Source organism: Candidatus Pelagibacter sp. PS_37 (genome assembly GCF_059417825.1).
This window is the reverse complement of the sequence record NZ_CM182067.1, coordinates 807,421-823,479: the sequence shown is the minus strand read 5'-3', so window position 1 is coordinate 823,479 and position 16,059 is coordinate 807,421. Positions and strand designations below refer to the sequence as shown.

The window sequence follows — 16,059 nt, the reverse complement described above, 5'->3', positions numbered from 1 at the left end:
ATGAAAATAATATTAATTATGGGTCTTCCAGGATCTGGCAAAACAACTTTAGCAAATGAAATTGCTCCATTACTAAATGCTAAAAGACTTAATGCTGATGAAGTTAGAAAAGAAGCTAATGATTGGGATTTTTCAAAAGAAGGCAGAACAAGACAAGCAAGTAGAATGGCAGATTTTGCAAAAAAATTAAAAGATGATGGAAATTATGTCGTAGCAGACTTTGTTTGCCCAACACCGGAGGCAAGAAACTTATTTCCTGCAGATTATATAGTTTGGGTAAATACAATAAAAGAGGGACGTTTTGACGATACTAATAAGATGTTTATAAAGCCTGAAAAATTTGATTGTCAGGTTACAACTCAAGATGCTAAACATTGGGCACCAATAATTATAAAGGAGATAAAATAATGGCTTACGAATGGGATAATAAAAAACCAACAGCACAAATGCTTGGCAGATGGCAACCATTTCATGATGGTCACTATGCTTTATTTCAAGAAATTATTAAAAAAACAGGTCAAGTTTGCATTCAAATAAGAGATGTTCAAGGTGTTGACGATAATCCGTTTGATTTTGACACAGTTAAAAAAAATATTGAAGAAAAGTTAAACCCAGAATTTGAAGGAAGATTTAAAATAATGATGGTTCCTAATATTACTAATATTTGTTATGGAAGAGGAGTTGGTTACAAAATAGAAGAAGTTGTTTTGTCAGAAGAAATTCAACAAATTTCTGCAACAAAAATTAGAGCCAAAATGAGAGAAGATGGCAAACTTAAGTAATATTAAAATTAAACTTTTAAATAAAGATATTGCTTCAATCATCATTAATGAGCCAAAAACCTATAACGCTCTTTCATTAAAAAATTTAGGAGATTTAATTAAAGCTTTTAAAAAACTAGATGAAAACAAAAATATTAAGGTAATAATTATCGAAGGGTCTGGAAAAGGTTTTAGTGCGGGTCACAATTTAAAAGAAGTAAGTGGATTAAAGAAAAGAGAAAAATATCAAAAACTTTTTAATCTTTGCTCAAAGTTGATGCTTCAAATAGTTGAAGGAAAAAAGCCAGTTATTGCAAAAGTTCATGGAGCAGCATTTGCAGCAGGTTGCCAGTTAGTTGCAAGTTGTGATCTAGCTTACAGTACTAATGATGCAATTTTTGCAACACCAGGTGTAAATATAGGCTTATTTTGTAGCACACCGATGGTTGCTGTTAGTAGAAAGGTTAATAGAAAAAGAATGATGCATATGCTGTTAACGGGAGAGCCTATTAAAGCAGATTACGCAAAAGAAATTGGACTAGTTAATAATCATTTTTCCAAATCAAAATTAAACAATGAAGTATTAAAAGTTGCTAAAACTATTGCTTCAAAATCAAGTCTTACAATTAAAATTGGAAAACAAACTTTTTATAATCAATTAGAAATGCCATTGAGAAAAGCTTACGCATACACTAGTAAAATGATGACTAAAAATATGATGGCAATGGATGCTAAAGAAGGCATATCAGCGTTTCTACAAAAGAGAAAACCTAAGTGGAAACATAAGTAGTGAACGATAAAATAAAAGAAATTCTCTCAAAGTATAAAACAATAGCGATGGTGGGTGTTAGTAAAGATGATAAAAAGCCATCAACAATAGTGATGAAGTATATGCAAAAATATGGTTTTAAAGTTATTCCAGTTAACCCAAGTGCCAAAGGTCAAAAGATTTTAGGAGAAGAGGTTTTTGAAAAACTTGAAGATATTAATATACCTATTGATATCGTAGATGTATTTAGACCATCAACAGAAGCTAACAAGTATGCTGAAGAAAGTGTTAAAATTGGAGCAAAAGTTCTTTGGTTACAACTTGGAATTAGAAGTAATGATGCCAAAGAATTGGTGGAGAGTAATGATATTGAGTATATTGAAAATAGATGTACAAAGATGGAATATCAAAAGCTTTTTTTAAATATAAACCCAGCTTTTCCAGTTTTACAAAGTTAAATGAATATAGTTAATTTTACTCCAATCTCTGCATTTCTAGGTGGATCCTTAATTGGTTTAGCGGTAGTTATTTTTTTTGTATTTAACGGTCGATTAATTGGAATAAGTGGAATTGCCAGTAATTTTTTAACTTCAAAAGTTAATAGATTTGATAATTTTTTATTTTTAATTGGATTAATTATTGGACCTATTGTTTATAAAATATTTACTCAACAGGAAATCAATATCACAATTTCAAACTCATTTTATTTATTAGCAATTGCAGGCTTATTGGTTGGAGCTGGTACAAGAATAGGGGGAGGCTGTACTAGTGGACACGGCATCAGTGGAATTGGAAGATTTTCTTTAAGATCAATTATTGCAACAGTAACATTTATGATTGTTGGAATTTTAACTGTTCTGGTAAAAAATTTAATATGAATATGATTATATCTTTAATTTGTGGAATAATTTTTGGAATAGGTCTTACTGTTTCACAGATGATAGATCCCCCTAAAGTCTTAGGTTTTTTAAATATTTTTGGAGAATGGGACCCATCTCTAGCATTTGTTATGATTGGAGCTTTAATAATATCCTCACCATTTTTTCACTTATTTAAAAATAATAAGAAACCAATTTTTGCTGATAAATTTTCTTATTCAAATAATAAAGAACTAAATAAGAAATTAATTATAGGTTCATCGCTTTTTGGTGCAGGCTGGGGCTTAGCTGGATTATGTCCAGGACCTGCAATAGCCTCACTGGCTTTATTAAATTTAAATTCTGTAAGTTTTGTAATCTTTATGTTTGTTGGGTTTTATTTGGTTAAATTATTAGATTTAACAACCCAAGCACGATGATAAAAATCATCTATATTTTTTTGAATTAAACTCTTAGCTAAATTATTAGCTTCGACTTCCTCAAAAGGTCCAAATTTTTTTTCTGTATCTTTAATGATAGTTTCAATTTTATTTGGATCTTTATGAATACCAGCAACTACGTAAAAATTTTTCATAGATTTTTAATTTTTCTAGTCTATACACCCTTAATGTAATGAAAAAAATATTTCTTTTATACGGGCACTATAATGAAAAGTCTTTTAATGCAGCTATTAGAGATACATTTATTAAAACAGCAGAAAAAAACGGTAATACAGTTGATTGTGTAGATTTATATAAAGATAAATTCAATCCAGTTTTTGCTGGTGAACAAGCTGGAGAAGACGTTCTAGATCATAGAAGACGAATTGAGAAATGTGACACTATTGTTCTAATTGCACCTATTTGGAACTTTAGAATGCCAGCTATTGTAGAAGGCTGGATAGATAAAGTTTTGTCACCCCCATGGGCTTACACATTTAAAAAATTAGTTGGAAATTATGGTTATCCAATGGGAAACTTAAAAGATAAAAAAGCTATAATCTTTTGTACCTATGGATCCCCAAGGTTAGCGGTTACAACATTTTTTTTAAATTTACCTATTAGAAGACTAAAAAGAGGTGTGTTTCATATGTGTGGCATTTATAATATTGTATACAGAAGATATTTTGCAGTACCGTTTGTAACAGATGAAAAACGAAAAGAATTTCTTGAAGACGTTAAAAAGACAGCAAATAATATATAAAACTTTATTAATTTATTTTCTAAGTTTCACAATTTCACAAGCAAATCTCATAAAGCCTAATAATAATATTGAGCCATACCAGGTTGTGGAAATTCAGTTGAAAAGTTTACAAAAAAACAATTCTCCCACTATAGACAATGGAATTGAACAAACCTGGGAATTTGCTCATCCTAGCAATAGAAAAAGTACAGGACCATTAGATAGATTTAAGGTTATGATGAAGGGTAAGGCTTATAAAATATTACTAAATCATTTAGATCATGAAATTATTCAAATAAACCTCGCAAATTCAGTAGTTTTATTTGAGGTTAGAGTTCTAGGAGAAGACAAGTCTTATTATAAATTTAAATGGCAAGTTGCAAAATATAAAGATGAAGGCCCTTTAAAAGACTGCTGGTTGACCACAATGGTGTCCGCTCCAATGCCCCTAGGATCCTCAATTTAATTTAGAGGATAAGCGAATTTTGTTTCGTTCGTATTAAAAATTTAGTAGGAATCGCTTTAATGAAATCTAAAGCTAAAGTTATTGTAGTTGGTGGTGGTGTAGTAGGAGTTAGTGCTCTTTATCACTTAGCAAAAAAAGGCTGGTCCGATGTTGTTTTAATTGAGAGAAAAGAATTAACATCTGGATCTACTTGGCACGCAGCAGGTTTACTTCCATTATTTAATATGAGCTATTCAGTTGGACAGCTTCATAAGTATGCGGTTGATCTTTATAAAAAATTAGAAGAAGAGACAGGACAAAATGTTGGTTTCAGTGTCGTATCAAATATTCGTTTAGCAAGCACTAAAGATAGAATGGATGAGTATCATCAATATGCAGGTGTTGCTCAAACAATTGGTGTGGATGTAAAATTTTTAACACCAGATCAAGTAAAAGAAATTTGGCCATTGTGCCGTACAGAAGATTTACTTGGAGCAATCCAACACCCTGAAGATGGATACATTCAGCCAGCTGACTTAACACAAGCAATGGCAACAGGTGCTAGAAATTTAGGTGCAGAGATTTATAGAAACACAGCTGTAGTTGGAATGAAACAAACTAAAGATGGCTGGATTGTTGAAACAGATAAAGGTGCTATTGAATGCGAACATGTAATTTCTTGTTCTGGAAACTTTGCTAGACAAACTGGAAAAATGGTTGGATTAGATATTCCAGTAATACCAGTTGAACACCAATATATTGTAACAGAACCTCATCCAGATATCGTAAAAAGAAAAAAAGATGGCTTACCTGAAATGGGAGTTTTAAGAGATAGCGACAGCAGATGGTATATGAGAGAAGAAGCAGGTGGATTAATATTAGGACCATACGAAGATGGAGCACCAGCTTGTTATGTTGATGGACCATCAAAAGATTCAGAGTATGAATTATTTCAAGAAGATTTAGATAGATTAGCACCGCATATAGAAGGAGCTATTCACCGTGTACCAGCTTTTGGAGAGGTAGGAGTTAAGAAAGTTTATAATGGTGCAATTTGTTATACACCAGATGGAAACCCAATTGTTGGACCTGCATGGGGATTGAAAAATTTTTGGATTAATGAAGGACATAGTTTTGGAATAACTGCAGCAGGAGGAGCGGGTTGGCAACTTGCAGAATGGATAATTGATGGTGAGCCTACAATAGATATGCTTGGTGTTGAACCAAGAAGGTTTGGTGATTATGCAACAAAATCTTATTTAAAAGAAAAAAACGAAGAAGCTTACAATCATGTATTTAAAGTTCACTACCCAGATGAGGAAAGAGAGGCTGCTAGAGAATTAAGAACATCACCTTGTTATGATAGAATGAAAGCATTAGGCGCAGTATTTGGTCAAAAATTTGGTTGGGAAAGACCCAACTTCTTCGCAATTGACGGGATGGAGCAAAAAGATGACTGGTCATTTAGAAGATCAAAATGGTTTAAAGCAATTGAGCAAGAATGCAAAAATGTAAAAGAGAATGTTGGTCTTTTAGATATGACGGCATTTGCTAAATGTAGAATTAAAGGACCTGGTGCTGAAGAGTTTTTAGATTATTTAGTCGCAAACAAACTTCCTAAAAAAGTTGGAAGAATTGGATTATGTCATGCACTTAATACTAAGGGTGGAGTGCACTCTGAATTTACAATCATGAAAGAAGCTGAGGGAAGTTACTATTTAGTTTCTGCAGGAGCAAACCAAAGATTAGATCATGACTGGATTCAAAAGTGGATGCCAACTGATGGTAGTGTTCAATTTGAAAATTTAACAAACAGTATGGGAGTTCTAGTTGTATCTGGTCCTAAAGCTAGAGAACTAATGAAAAGAGTTTCAAGAGATGATTTTTCAAATGAAAATTTTAAATGGTTGAGTGCAAAAAATATTGATGTTGGTAATGCACCAGTTAACGCTATGAGAGTAAACTTTGTAGGTGAGCTTGGCTGGGAATTGCATCATCCAATTGAATATCAAAATCACATCTTTGATAGATTAATGGAAGCTGGAAAAGATTTAGGTCTTAAGCCTTATGGAATTAGAGCAATGAATAGTTTGAGACTTGAAAAATCTTATAAACTTGTTGGCACAGAATTATCAATTGAATATTCACCTTACGAATCTGGGTTAGATAGATTTGTTCATCCCAACAAAGGAAATTTTATAGGATTGGATGCTTTGAATAAATGGAGAGAAAAAGGATTTTCAAATCAATTGGTTACCTTGGAAGTTCACAATATAGAGGATGCAGATGTTTTAGGGAATAATCCAATTTATGATAATGAAAAAGTTATAGGACGTGCAACTGGTGGAGATTTTGGATTTAGACTTGGAAAATCAATCGCATTAGGAATGGTCAAACCAGAGATTGCGACACCAGGGCAAAAATTGAAAATTGATATTCTTGGTAAAATGTACGATTGTACAATTTTAGAAGAAAGCCCATATGATCCTGAAAACAACTTATTAAGAGCATAATGAAAATATTAGTAGCTGTAAAAAGAGTTATTGATTACAATGTTCAAATCAGAGTTAAAGAAGATGGCACAGGAATTGTTACGGATAATGTTAAGATGTCAACCAACCCACCTGATGATAATGCAATTGAAGAGGCTGTAAAAATTAAAGAAGCAGGTAAAGCAACTGAAATAGTTGCGGTTACTATTGGTGAAGAAAAAGCACAAGAAACAGTTAGAAAAGCATTAGCTGTTGGTGCTGATCGAGGAATTCATGTTAAAGTAGATGGCGTAGTCGAACCCTTAGCAGTAGCTAAAATATTACAAAAAATTGTTGATAAAGAAAAACCTGATCTAGTATTTATGGGTAAACAAGCAATTGATGATGATTGCAACCAAACAGGACAAATGTTGAGTGCTTTATTGGACTGGCCTCAAGCAACTTTTGCATCAAAAATTGACATTAAAGACAATAAATTAGAAATAATTAGAGAAATTGATGAAGGCTTAGAAACTATTGAAGTTAACGTTCCAGCGGTAGTTACTTGTGATTTAAGATTAAATGAACCGCGTTATGCATCTCTACCAAATATTATGAAAGCTAAGAAGAAACCAATAGATCAAATGACAGCTGCAGATTTAGGTGTTGATGCAACACCAAGAGTTCAACAAATTAAAGTTGAAGAGCCGCCCAAAAGAAAAGCTGGAATTAAAGTATCAAGTGTAGCTGAACTTGTGCAAAAGCTTAAAAATGAGGCGAAAGTTATATAATGTCAATTTTATTAATTGCCGAACATAACAATAAAGAATTAAGACCATTTACTCTTAACGCTATTACAGCTGCATCACAAATTGATGGTGATGTTCATGCATTACTAATAGGAAATAATTGCTCTGATGTTGCAAAAGTTTTATCTGAAATACCCTTGGTTAAAAAAGTAATACAAGTTGAAGCCACTCATTATGAAAATTTTCTACCGGAAAATTTTGCACCATTGATTGTTAAAGTTTCTGAAAATTATTCACATGTAATTAGTTCGGCTAATACATTTGGTAAAAACTTAATGCCAAGAATAGCAGCTTTAATGGACACATCACAAGTTAGTGACATAATCAAAGTGGTATCTCCAGATACATTTATCAGACCTATTTATGCGGGAAATGCATTTGCAACTGTAAAAAGCACTGATACAAAAAAATGTGTAACTATTAGACCAACTTCATATGAACCTTGTGAAACTTCAGGTGGATCAGCACCCATTGAAAAAATGGATTCGGTAAAAGAGTTTACGTTATCTAAATTTATTAAAAGAGAAGAAGTTAAATCAGACAGACCAGAACTTGGAACTGCAAGAATTGTGATCTCAGGCGGAAGAGGCATGCAAAATGGTGACAATTTTAAATTAATTACTGATATTGCAGATAAATTAAATGCTGCAATAGGAGCTTCGCGTGCGGCTGTTGATGCAGGCTACATAAGTAACGAACATCAAGTTGGTCAAACGGGTAAAGTTGTAGTGCCAGATCTATATATTGCAGTTGGTATTTCTGGAGCAATTCAACATTTAGCTGGTATGAAAGAAAGTAAAATTATTGTCGCAATAAACAAAGATGGAGAAGCACCTATTTTTAGTGTTGCTGATTACGGTTTAGAAGCTGATTTGTTTGAAGCCCTTCCTCAATTCCTAGAAGAATTGAATAAATTAAACACTATACAAAAATAACAAATAATATAAAAAATTACCATATGCCTAGAGAAGCAATGGAGTATGACGTGGTAATTGTTGGTGGTGGCCCATCAGGACTATCGACTGCTATTAAACTCAAACAATTAGATCCAGAATTAAATATTTGCCTACTAGAAAAAGCATCCGAAATAGGAGCTCATATTTTAAGTGGCAATGTTTTTGAAACTAGAGCATTAGATGAGTTATTACCAAACTGGAAAGAACTTAATTCACCTATAAAAACTAAGGTTTCTAAAGAAAAATTCTTATTTTTAGGAAAATCTAAATCATTAAGCTGGCCAACATGGCTGCTTCCATCAGTTCAACAAAATCATAATAATTACATAATTAGTTTAGCAAATCTATGCAGATGGCTAGCAGAACAAGCAGAAGCTTTAGGTGTTGAAATATTTCCAGGTTTTCCCGCAAGTGAAATTTTATACAATGAAGATGGATCTGTTAAGGGAGTTGCAACTCAAGACATGGGAGTTGATAAAAATGGAAATAAAAAAGATGGCTTTGAACCAGGCATAGAACTATTAGGAAAAGTTACTGTGTTTGCAGAAGGATGTAGAGGGCATCTTGGAAAACAATTAATAGAAAAATATAATTTATCAGAAGGTAAAGATCCTCAACAATATGGAATAGGTTTTAAAGAAATCTGGGAAATCAGTGAAAAAAATCATGAAGAGGGAATGGTCATGCATACTGCAGGTTGGCCACTTGATAACAATACTTATGGTGGTAGCTTTATGTATCATGCAGAAAATAAACAAGTTTTTTTAGGATATGTAATTGGTCTTGATTATAAAAACCCACATCTTTCACCGTTTGATGAATTTCAAAGATTTAAAACTCACCCTGCAATTAAAAAGATAATTGAAGGTGGAAAACGTATTTCATATGGAGCAAGGGCTTTAATTGAAGGTGGACTTCAGAGTTTACCAAAAATGTTTATGCCTGGAGCTTTATTAATTGGTTGTGATGCGGGAACTTTGAATATGCCTAAGATTAAAGGATCACATACTGCAATGAAAAGTGGAATGATTGCTGCAGAAACAATAAACGAACATTTAAAAGAAAATAAAGATTTATCAATTTATGAGGATAAATTTAAAAAAAGTTGGATTTATGAGGAGCTCCACCAAGCTCGAAATGTTAAACCAAGTTTTAGCTGGGGTTTAATTCTTGGAATAATATTTACAGGAATTGATCAAATATTATTTAGAGGAAAATTACCTTTTACCTTAAGACATAAGCATGCTGACCATGAAACATTAAAACCAGCAAATGAAATGCCAAAAATTGATTACCCTAAACCAGATAATGTGATTACATTTGATAAAACAAGTTCTGTTTATTTAACAGGAACCAATCACACTGATAATCAACCTGTACACTTACAATTAAAAGATCCGAACTTACCGATAAATTATACTTTAGAAAAATTTGATGAACCTGCTCAAAGATATTGCCCCGCAGGCGTTTATGAAGTTCAAAATGAAAATGGTGTAAATAAATTTGTTATAAATTCTCAAAATTGTATTCATTGCAAAACTTGTGATATTAAAGAACCTTCTCAAAATATTACTTGGGTAACACCCGAAGGAAGTGGTGGGCCTAAATATGGAAATATGTAGTTAAAAGGATAAGATAATACCGGCAACAATAATTAAGCAAGACGTTAATCCAGCAAAAACTAGGTTTGTTAGATTTTCTTTTTCTTTTTCTTTTCTAGCTCTATTTAAAAGAATATTAATATCTACTCTTCCAGATGATGAAACTTCCTCACTCTTTTCAGGGGTTGCTAAAGGAGGAAGATCATTTAACTCTGTAGAACTTATTTTTTCAGCACTCATGTAGATAATAAACCATCAAAATACAAACAACACAAATCACTAGATGTTCATTTTGGGTTGACTCTTGTTTAAATCATGTCCATTTTGGGTGGAAATATAATTTTATGAAGAAATTATTACCTGAAATATCAAAGCAAATCCACAGTGAGGATATACTAGAAGTAATTGAGAAAAACTTTGTTTCGATAATGCCTGTTTGGGTACCACTACAATTAGCTTGGGTTAATAATGTTTACAGAACTTTTCATGATTATGAAAAATTTATGATCATTATGCATTTATTAATGAACACATTTGAAGCTTATTCAAAGAATTTTGTGAAGTTAAATTATGAGGAGTATTTTGATCAAAATGAGGTTGAAATAGAAACAATAAATGTAATAGAGATATCCAAATCACTTAATATACCAAAAGAAACTACTAGAAGAAAAATTAATGAATTAGAAGAAATCGGTGTAATAAAAAGAGTAAATAGAAAGATTATAATTGATAGAAACACTTGGCCAAGCATTAAACCTGAAGAAACAATAAAAAGAATGACGAGATTTTTATCAACTCTTTCAAATATATGTGTTGAAGAAGGGATAATATCAGAACCATTCAGCAGTGAACGTTTAACAGAAACAAGCAAGGAATATTTTTCATTTGTTTGGAAACTTTATTATGAAATGCAAATGCCTATGTTATTAGGATTTAAAAAAGTTTATGGCGATCTAGAATCCTTTCATGTTCATGGCATTTGTTTAGTCAATCACGCTTTGCACTCAAAAAAAAATAATAATAGTGAAATGAATAAAGAATTTTACTTAGAAAAGTACTTCTTTGCTGAGCAAAAGGATGAAGTAGGTGTTAACGCAATGTCTATCTCAGATATTACGGGTATCCCAAGAGCTACAGTTATTAGAAAATTAAATATATTATTAAAACAAAAATTTTTAACAATAGATAGTAAAAAACATTATTCTATAACAGGAGTTCACCAAAAAAAAATATTAGACGTACAAAAAAATACCCTAAACAACTTATCTAAATTTTCTACAAGTATTTATAATTTAAGTTTAATGAAAGATAATTAAATTAATTAAGATAAATCAATAGCATTTTTCTTTAAAACCTCCATTGAAACAAGCTTTAAAGTTTTTTCATGTGTTCTTTTTAAATAAACAGGGCATGGTTTTCCAGCATCAGCAGCTCTTGCATACCAACTAGCACATACACACCAACCATCTCCAGCTTTTAGGCCTGGAAACCCAAATTCAGGATGAGGAGTTATTAAATCATTACCAGCTTCTTTACACCACTCTAAAAATTCTGTTGTAACCTTTGCACAAACTGTATGAACACCGTGATCATTTTCATCAGTACTACAACAACCATCTCTATGCCATCCAGTTAAAGGATCGTTAGAACACTCTTCTAGATCTTCACCTAGAACATTTTTTTGATTGTCACTCATTTAAATTTTTGTAGGATTAGGTTGGCCTTTGTAGACAACCTCTGGATCAAATGATTTTTCTTTTTCTTCAAATTTCATTTCAATTTCTCTACCATTTTCAATTGGGCCGAGTGGAATTGATCTATAGAAACACGATCTATAACCAACATGACAGCTTGAACCATCTCCAATATCAACCGTTAACCAAATAGAGTCTTGATCATCATCAATTCTAATTTCAGTTACTTTTTGAGTAAAGCCACTAGTTTTGCCTTTGTGCCAAATTTGCTGTCTAGATCTACTAAAATAATGAGCTTCTTTAGTCTCAATGGTTTTTTTAAAAGCTTCAACATTCATGTAACCATGCATCAAAACATCTTTAGTTTTTGAACACATTGTAATAACTGGAATTAATCCATCATTATCAAATTTTGGTGAAAGGAGTTTGCCCTCTTCGATTTCAACTATATTTTCTCTTTTTTTAAACATAATTAGGTAATTATGTAGCATATTGTTAGATATATTAAATATTTTAAAAACAATGATTTACTGTATAAAGTTGCCTTATGAAATTAGTCGAAGACACAGATAGCAAGATTTTAGATACCAAAAAAGTTTCTGACAAAGAAGCTGAAGAGGCTTTTAAAACTATTTTAACTTGGATGGGTGAAGACCCTAGTAGAGAAGGGTTATTAGAAACTCCAAAAAGAGTTGTTAAAGCATTTAAAGAATATTTTGGTGGATACACTGAAGATGCTGAAAAAATTTTAGAGAAAACTTTCGGCGATGTTGAAGGTTATGATGACATGGTTGTTGAAAAAAATATTTCAGTATCAAGTCATTGTGAACATCATATGGCACCAATAGTTGGTACAGCACATGTTGCTTATATTCCAAATGAAAGAGTTGTAGGTTTAAGTAAACTTGCAAGAGTAGTAGAAGTTTTTTCAAAAAGATTACAGACACAAGAAAGATTAACAATGCAGGTTGCTCAAGCTTTAATGAATTCATTAGATGCAAAAGGAGTTGCTGTTACAATTGATGCAGCACACCAATGTATGACAATGAGAGGCATTAAAAAAGAAAATGCAACAACAGTTACAAATTATTTCTTAGGAGAATTTAAAAAAGATTTAAGTATTCAGAATAGATATTTAAGATTTATTAGTAAGTAACCTTCCTAAGGGAGAAAAGCATGTCGGATAATTTTAAAGCACTAGTTCTTAATCAAGAAGGTGAAAATTTTACACGAGAAGTAAAATCAATAGATAAATCATTTTTAAAACATGGTGATGTACTTGTTCAAGTAGATTATTCAGACTTAAACTATAAAGATGCACTTATTTTAAATAATGGGGCAAAATTAGTAAAAGAATTTCCACATATACCAGGTATTGATTTTGCAGGCACTGTTTTAGAAAGTGATAATTCTAAATTTATAAAAGGGGATGAAGTAATCCTTACAGGTTGGAGAGTTGGCGAAATTTACTTTGGTGGCTATTCTCAGTTTGCTAAAGTTAATGGAGATTACTTAGTTAAAAAACCAAAAGATATCTCATCTAAACAAGCAATGATCTTAGGGACTGCTGGATTAACAGCATTGTTATGTTCTTTTGCAATCAAAGCTAGAGAAGAACTTTTGTTAGGTGAAAAAGTAAAAGATGTTTTAGTTACTGGTGCATCCGGTGGTGTTGGAAGTATTGCAGTGATGATTTTAAATAAATTTGGTTATGATGTTACAGCTGTTACTGGAAAGGCAGAAAATGAAAAATATTTAAGATCATTAGGTGCAAAAAACATAATAAATAAAGCAGATTTAGATAAAGACGCTAGACCATTAGACAAAGGTTTATGGGACGGTGTTGTTGATACTGTTGGTGGAAAGATACTTGCTAATGCACTTGCACAAACTAGAGACAATGGAATTGTTGCAGCCTGTGGAAACGCCTCTGATTATAAATTAAATACAACAGTTATGCCTTTTATTATTAGAGGGGTTAAACTTTGGGGAATTAATTCTGTTACAGCATCGATTAAAAGAAGAGAGTTTGTTTGGGGTGAAGTTAAAAGTCTAATTGATTTCGAACAATTAGAAAAATCAATTAAAACAGTAAGCTTAGAAGATTTAATAGACATATATCCGAAAATGTTAAAAGGTGAAACATCAGGACGATATATTGTTGACCTTAATAAATAATGGATTGGGATAAATTAAAAATATTTCACGCAGTTGCAGAAGCGGGAAGCTTTACTAACGCAACAATAAACCTAAACTTAAGTCAGTCAGCAATTAGCAGACAAATTCAATCTTTAGAACAAGATCTTAAAGTACAACTCTTTGAAAGACACGCAAGAGGTCTTACATTAACTGAAAATGGTGAATATTTATTTAAAACAGCTCATGATGTAATTAGTAAATTAAAAGAAGTTGAATCTACTTTGGGAGATCAAAAAAATAAACCAACTGGTAAATTAACCATTACAACAGTTAGAAGTTTTGGTACCCACTGGTTAACACCTCGTATTCAAGAATTTATGACTTTAAATCCTGAAATAGAAATTGAATTAATTTTTGAAGATAGGGAGTTAGATTTAAGTACGAGACAGGCAGATATAGGTATTTTCATGAGAAGACCTAAGCAGCTTAATTATATTCAAAAAAAATTAGTGGATTTAAAATATTATATTTATGGTTCTAATAAATATTTAGAAAAACATGGGATGCCTAAAACTATTTCAGACCTTAATAAACATAAATTCATTTCATTTGGAAAAGGAGCACCATCTCCTGTCTATGATCCAGATTGGGCTTTAAAACTTGGAATTAAAGATGGTAAAAAAAGAAAACCAGTAATGAAAGTTAATAGTGTTATGGGTTTACTTTTAGCAGTTGAAGCTGGTGTAGGTCTTGCAGCACTTCCAGAGTATTTAGTTTCAAATTCAAATAATATAATAAAAGTACTTCCTAGTTCGGAAGGACCTATAACAGAGGCTCACTTTGTCTATCCTCAATCACTTAAAAACACAGCAAGAATAACCGCTTTTAGGAACTTTTTGTTTAGTAAAATTGGTGATTGGAAGTCTTAATTAACTAGACTTATCATTAACATAAACTGAAACACCTCTAGAATTGATATCTACATCAAATTTTTTGTGTAAAGGTGGAAACGCTCTTTGTGGACAATCCAATCTATCACAAGTTCTGCAAGATACACCAATGGGAATTTCTGTAGTTTTATCACTTACATTAATGTTTTCAGTGTACACAAAATCTTTTGCATACTTTGCGTCACAACCTAGTCCAATTGATAAAATACTTTTTGATTGACCAAATCGTCCGACACCTTTTTCAACTGTTCTTGCAATACACACATATTTTTCACCATTAGTCATTTTACTAACTGCTGCTTGAATAACACCGGGTCTTGTGAAGGCTGAATAAACATTCCATCTAGGACATGCACCACCATATCTTGGTATATCAATTCCTGATAATGAAAATCTTTTTGAAATATTTCCAGCCATATCAACTCTTAACATGTGAAAAGGAATTCCAGGTAATTTTGGGTCTTGTAAACATGTTACACGGTGAGCAACTTGCTCAAAAGAAGTTGCAAATGTATTTTGTAAAAGTTCCAAGTCATATTTTAATTTTTTACATTCAGCATGAAAGGGCTTGTAAGGCATTAAAATTGCAGCACCACAATAATTCAATAATGCAACTTTAGTTAATTTTTTAGACTCATCTGATGGAAAAGAAAATTTTGATAAATAAATATCAATATCTTTCATTGCTCCTTCTTGAGCTATCTGAGCTGCTGCATGAAGTTTTTTTGTTTCTAGGGAACTATAATCACTTAACAAAAGTTCTTTTTTGCTCTTATTATAGATTTTAGAAAAAGGCTTTCCTTCTTCAGGTAAAATATCTTTTACTGTAATTGAATATTCTTTATTTAAATACTCACATAACGCAATATATCGAGTTCTATTATTTTTTTGAATTTTATCAAAAACTTTATTTGCAAATTCTTCTAATTTTGGAAAATAGTTTTTATGCTGTTGAAGAAAATCAGATATTACTTCGCCAGGAAAAGAGTTTTTTCTATTATCCACTATCTTACCTGAAATTTTTTCTATTTTATCAATTAGTTCGTGATCTTTCTTTTTAAGAATATCTCCTAATCTAACAAGGGCTCTACCGATCTTTGGGTTTGTGCCAACAAGGTCTTTAACTTCAGGACCAAGAATATCTAAGTCTTCAAATAATTTATCATCTAAAATTTCTGAAATTGTATTTTCTAAATTAATATCTGATTTTGAAGTTAAGTCTGAAAGTTGAATATTTAATTTTTCACAAACCTTAAGTAATAAATCTCCATCTATTTTTCTTTTTCCACTTTCAATTAAATTCAAATAGCTTGGAGAAATTCCTAGATCCTCTGAAAGTTTATTAGCTTGCAGTCCTAATTGCCTTCTAAAAGCTTTTATTTTTGGACCTATTTTAATATCTAATTGACTCATATAAGTTATTTG

General features: G+C 31.6%; 21 protein-coding genes. 16 read left to right on the top strand and 5 right to left on the bottom strand.

Features of this window, described 5'->3' with window-relative positions:
• From AC5SL9_RS04435 to AC5SL9_RS04410, 6 genes are read left to right on the top strand one after another with little or no spacing between them, the layout of a single operon-like run.
• Entirely contained in the window at positions 1 to 408 is a 408-nt protein-coding gene (locus AC5SL9_RS04435) for a P-loop nucleotide/nucleoside kinase family protein (protein WP_006998021.1), read from the top strand.
• Complete coding sequence (locus AC5SL9_RS04430; RefSeq protein WP_006998022.1) at positions 408 to 782, top strand: hypothetical protein; 375 nt, start codon at positions 408 to 410, stop codon at positions 780 to 782. The genes AC5SL9_RS04435 and AC5SL9_RS04430 overlap by 1 nt, the downstream gene beginning before the upstream one ends.
• Positions 766 to 1,551, top strand: coding sequence for an enoyl-CoA hydratase (locus AC5SL9_RS04425; protein ID WP_006998023.1), 786 nt, complete (start codon positions 766 to 768; stop codon positions 1,549 to 1,551). The genes AC5SL9_RS04430 and AC5SL9_RS04425 overlap by 17 nt, the downstream gene beginning before the upstream one ends.
• Positions 1,551 to 1,988: a CoA-binding protein gene (locus AC5SL9_RS04420; RefSeq protein ID WP_006998024.1), complete on the top strand. Its 438-nt coding sequence runs from the start codon at positions 1,551 to 1,553 to the stop codon at positions 1,986 to 1,988. The genes AC5SL9_RS04425 and AC5SL9_RS04420 overlap by 1 nt, the downstream gene beginning before the upstream one ends.
• A complete protein-coding gene (locus AC5SL9_RS04415; RefSeq protein WP_006998025.1) occupies positions 1,989 to 2,408 on the top strand; it encodes a YeeE/YedE family protein in 420 nt (139 codons plus the stop codon).
• Positions 2,405 to 2,827 carry a DUF6691 family protein gene (locus AC5SL9_RS04410; RefSeq protein WP_494573877.1) on the top strand — a complete coding sequence of 141 codons (423 nt, stop codon included), beginning with the start codon at positions 2,405 to 2,407 and terminating at the stop codon, positions 2,825 to 2,827. Before AC5SL9_RS04415 ends, AC5SL9_RS04410 begins: the two co-directional genes overlap by 4 nt.
• On the opposite strand, the gene AC5SL9_RS04405 is transcribed toward AC5SL9_RS04410, so the two are convergent.
• Positions 2,785 to 2,982, bottom strand: coding sequence for a hypothetical protein (locus AC5SL9_RS04405; RefSeq protein WP_271563606.1), 198 nt, complete (start codon positions 2,980 to 2,982; stop codon positions 2,785 to 2,787). The two genes, AC5SL9_RS04410 and AC5SL9_RS04405, sit on opposite strands and share 43 nt — an antisense overlap.
• Before the next feature lie 38 nt (positions 2,983 to 3,020).
• Between AC5SL9_RS04405 and AC5SL9_RS04400 the strand changes: the two genes are divergently transcribed.
• From AC5SL9_RS04400 to AC5SL9_RS04375, 6 genes are all read left to right on the top strand, one after another.
• The gene (locus AC5SL9_RS04400) at positions 3,021 to 3,590 is read left to right on the top strand and encodes an NAD(P)H-dependent oxidoreductase (protein ID WP_006998028.1); all 570 of its coding nucleotides are present in this window, start codon (positions 3,021 to 3,023) and stop codon (positions 3,588 to 3,590) included.
• 85 nt (positions 3,591 to 3,675) lie between these two features.
• Entirely contained in the window at positions 3,676 to 4,035 is a 360-nt protein-coding gene (locus AC5SL9_RS04395; RefSeq protein ID WP_494573876.1) for a hypothetical protein, read from the top strand.
• A gap of 59 nt (positions 4,036 to 4,094) precedes the next feature.
• Positions 4,095 to 6,527 carry a GcvT family protein gene (locus AC5SL9_RS04390; RefSeq protein WP_494573875.1) on the top strand — a complete coding sequence of 811 codons (2,433 nt, stop codon included), beginning with the start codon at positions 4,095 to 4,097 and terminating at the stop codon, positions 6,525 to 6,527.
• Positions 6,527 to 7,276, top strand: a complete 750-nt coding sequence (locus tag AC5SL9_RS04385; protein WP_494573874.1) for an electron transfer flavoprotein subunit beta/FixA family protein — start codon at positions 6,527 to 6,529, stop codon at positions 7,274 to 7,276. Before AC5SL9_RS04390 ends, AC5SL9_RS04385 begins: the two co-directional genes overlap by 1 nt.
• Positions 7,276 to 8,229 (top strand): electron transfer flavoprotein subunit alpha/FixB family protein, encoded by a 954-nt coding sequence (locus AC5SL9_RS04380; RefSeq protein WP_494573873.1) that lies wholly within the window; start codon positions 7,276 to 7,278, stop codon positions 8,227 to 8,229. Before AC5SL9_RS04385 ends, AC5SL9_RS04380 begins: the two co-directional genes overlap by 1 nt.
• A 23-nt stretch (positions 8,230 to 8,252) precedes the next feature.
• Positions 8,253 to 9,872, top strand: coding sequence for an electron transfer flavoprotein-ubiquinone oxidoreductase (locus AC5SL9_RS04375; RefSeq protein WP_018414289.1), 1,620 nt, complete (start codon positions 8,253 to 8,255; stop codon positions 9,870 to 9,872).
• Here AC5SL9_RS04375 and AC5SL9_RS04370 read toward each other — a convergent pair whose 3' ends face one another.
• A complete protein-coding gene (locus AC5SL9_RS04370; protein ID WP_494573872.1) occupies positions 9,873 to 10,091 on the bottom strand; it encodes a hypothetical protein in 219 nt (72 codons plus the stop codon). It abuts the gene before it with no gap.
• A 104-nt stretch (positions 10,092 to 10,195) separates the two neighbouring features.
• Here AC5SL9_RS04370 and AC5SL9_RS04365 point away from each other — a divergent pair, with 104 nt between their 5' ends.
• A complete protein-coding gene (locus tag AC5SL9_RS04365) occupies positions 10,196 to 11,167 on the top strand; it encodes a hypothetical protein (protein ID WP_494573871.1) in 972 nt (323 codons plus the stop codon).
• A gap of 5 nt (positions 11,168 to 11,172) precedes the next feature.
• On the opposite strand, the gene AC5SL9_RS04360 is transcribed toward AC5SL9_RS04365, so the two are convergent.
• On the bottom strand, positions 11,173 to 11,547 hold the full coding sequence (locus AC5SL9_RS04360; protein WP_011282250.1) for a DUF2237 family protein: 375 nt from the start codon (positions 11,545 to 11,547) through the stop codon (positions 11,173 to 11,175).
• Positions 11,548 to 12,015, bottom strand: coding sequence for a phosphoribosyl-AMP cyclohydrolase (gene hisI, locus AC5SL9_RS04355; protein WP_041185798.1), 468 nt, complete (start codon positions 12,013 to 12,015; stop codon positions 11,548 to 11,550).
• 77 nt (positions 12,016 to 12,092) lie between these two features.
• Between hisI and folE the strand changes: the two genes are divergently transcribed.
• The 3 genes from folE to AC5SL9_RS04340 are packed head-to-tail and all read left to right on the top strand — an operon-like array spanning position 12,093 to position 14,613.
• Positions 12,093 to 12,701, top strand: coding sequence for a GTP cyclohydrolase I FolE (gene folE / locus AC5SL9_RS04350; protein WP_006996650.1), 609 nt, complete (start codon positions 12,093 to 12,095; stop codon positions 12,699 to 12,701).
• 20 nt (positions 12,702 to 12,721) lie between these two features.
• Positions 12,722 to 13,723: an oxidoreductase gene (locus tag AC5SL9_RS04345; RefSeq protein ID WP_494573870.1), complete on the top strand. Its 1,002-nt coding sequence runs from the start codon at positions 12,722 to 12,724 to the stop codon at positions 13,721 to 13,723.
• Complete coding sequence (locus AC5SL9_RS04340) at positions 13,723 to 14,613, top strand: LysR family transcriptional regulator (protein WP_011282246.1); 891 nt, start codon at positions 13,723 to 13,725, stop codon at positions 14,611 to 14,613. Before AC5SL9_RS04345 ends, AC5SL9_RS04340 begins: the two co-directional genes overlap by 1 nt.
• On the opposite strand, the gene AC5SL9_RS04335 is transcribed toward AC5SL9_RS04340, so the two are convergent.
• Entirely contained in the window at positions 14,614 to 16,047 is a 1,434-nt protein-coding gene (locus AC5SL9_RS04335; RefSeq protein WP_006996653.1) for a helix-turn-helix domain-containing protein, read from the bottom strand.
• Positions 16,048 to 16,059: the final 12 nt, after the last annotated feature.

Bases quoted from the DNA above. Each gene is read 5' to 3' on its own strand.
- AC5SL9_RS04345 (WP_494573870.1), top strand. From the start codon at position 12,722: ATGTCGGATAATTTTAAAGCACTAGTTCTTAATCAAGAAGGTGAAAAT.
- AC5SL9_RS04335 (WP_006996653.1), bottom strand. From the start codon at position 16,047: ATGAGTCAATTAGATATTAAAATAGGTCCAAAAATAAAAGCTTTTAGA.
- AC5SL9_RS04370 (WP_494573872.1), bottom strand. From the start codon at position 10,091: ATGAGTGCTGAAAAAATAAGTTCTACAGAGTTAAATGATCTTCCTCCT.
- AC5SL9_RS04385 (WP_494573874.1), top strand. From the start codon at position 6,527: ATGAAAATATTAGTAGCTGTAAAAAGAGTTATTGATTACAATGTTCAA.
- AC5SL9_RS04365 (WP_494573871.1), top strand. From the start codon at position 10,196: ATGAAGAAATTATTACCTGAAATATCAAAGCAAATCCACAGTGAGGAT.
- AC5SL9_RS04405 (WP_271563606.1), bottom strand. From the start codon at position 2,982: ATGAAAAATTTTTACGTAGTTGCTGGTATTCATAAAGATCCAAATAAA.
- folE (WP_006996650.1), top strand. From the start codon at position 12,093: ATGAAATTAGTCGAAGACACAGATAGCAAGATTTTAGATACCAAAAAA.
- AC5SL9_RS04425 (WP_006998023.1), top strand. From the start codon at position 766: ATGGCAAACTTAAGTAATATTAAAATTAAACTTTTAAATAAAGATATT.
- AC5SL9_RS04430 (WP_006998022.1), top strand. From the start codon at position 408: ATGGCTTACGAATGGGATAATAAAAAACCAACAGCACAAATGCTTGGC.
- AC5SL9_RS04375 (WP_018414289.1), top strand. From the start codon at position 8,253: ATGCCTAGAGAAGCAATGGAGTATGACGTGGTAATTGTTGGTGGTGGC.
- AC5SL9_RS04340 (WP_011282246.1), top strand. From the start codon at position 13,723: ATGGATTGGGATAAATTAAAAATATTTCACGCAGTTGCAGAAGCGGGA.
- AC5SL9_RS04360 (WP_011282250.1), bottom strand. From the start codon at position 11,547: ATGAGTGACAATCAAAAAAATGTTCTAGGTGAAGATCTAGAAGAGTGT.
- AC5SL9_RS04380 (WP_494573873.1), top strand. From the start codon at position 7,276: ATGTCAATTTTATTAATTGCCGAACATAACAATAAAGAATTAAGACCA.
- AC5SL9_RS04435 (WP_006998021.1), top strand. From the start codon at position 1: ATGAAAATAATATTAATTATGGGTCTTCCAGGATCTGGCAAAACAACT.
- AC5SL9_RS04400 (WP_006998028.1), top strand. From the start codon at position 3,021: ATGAAAAAAATATTTCTTTTATACGGGCACTATAATGAAAAGTCTTTT.
- AC5SL9_RS04410 (WP_494573877.1), top strand. From the start codon at position 2,405: ATGAATATGATTATATCTTTAATTTGTGGAATAATTTTTGGAATAGGT.
- hisI (WP_041185798.1), bottom strand. From the start codon at position 12,015: ATGTTTAAAAAAAGAGAAAATATAGTTGAAATCGAAGAGGGCAAACTC.
- AC5SL9_RS04390 (WP_494573875.1), top strand. From the start codon at position 4,095: ATGAAATCTAAAGCTAAAGTTATTGTAGTTGGTGGTGGTGTAGTAGGA.
- AC5SL9_RS04415 (WP_006998025.1), top strand. From the start codon at position 1,989: ATGAATATAGTTAATTTTACTCCAATCTCTGCATTTCTAGGTGGATCC.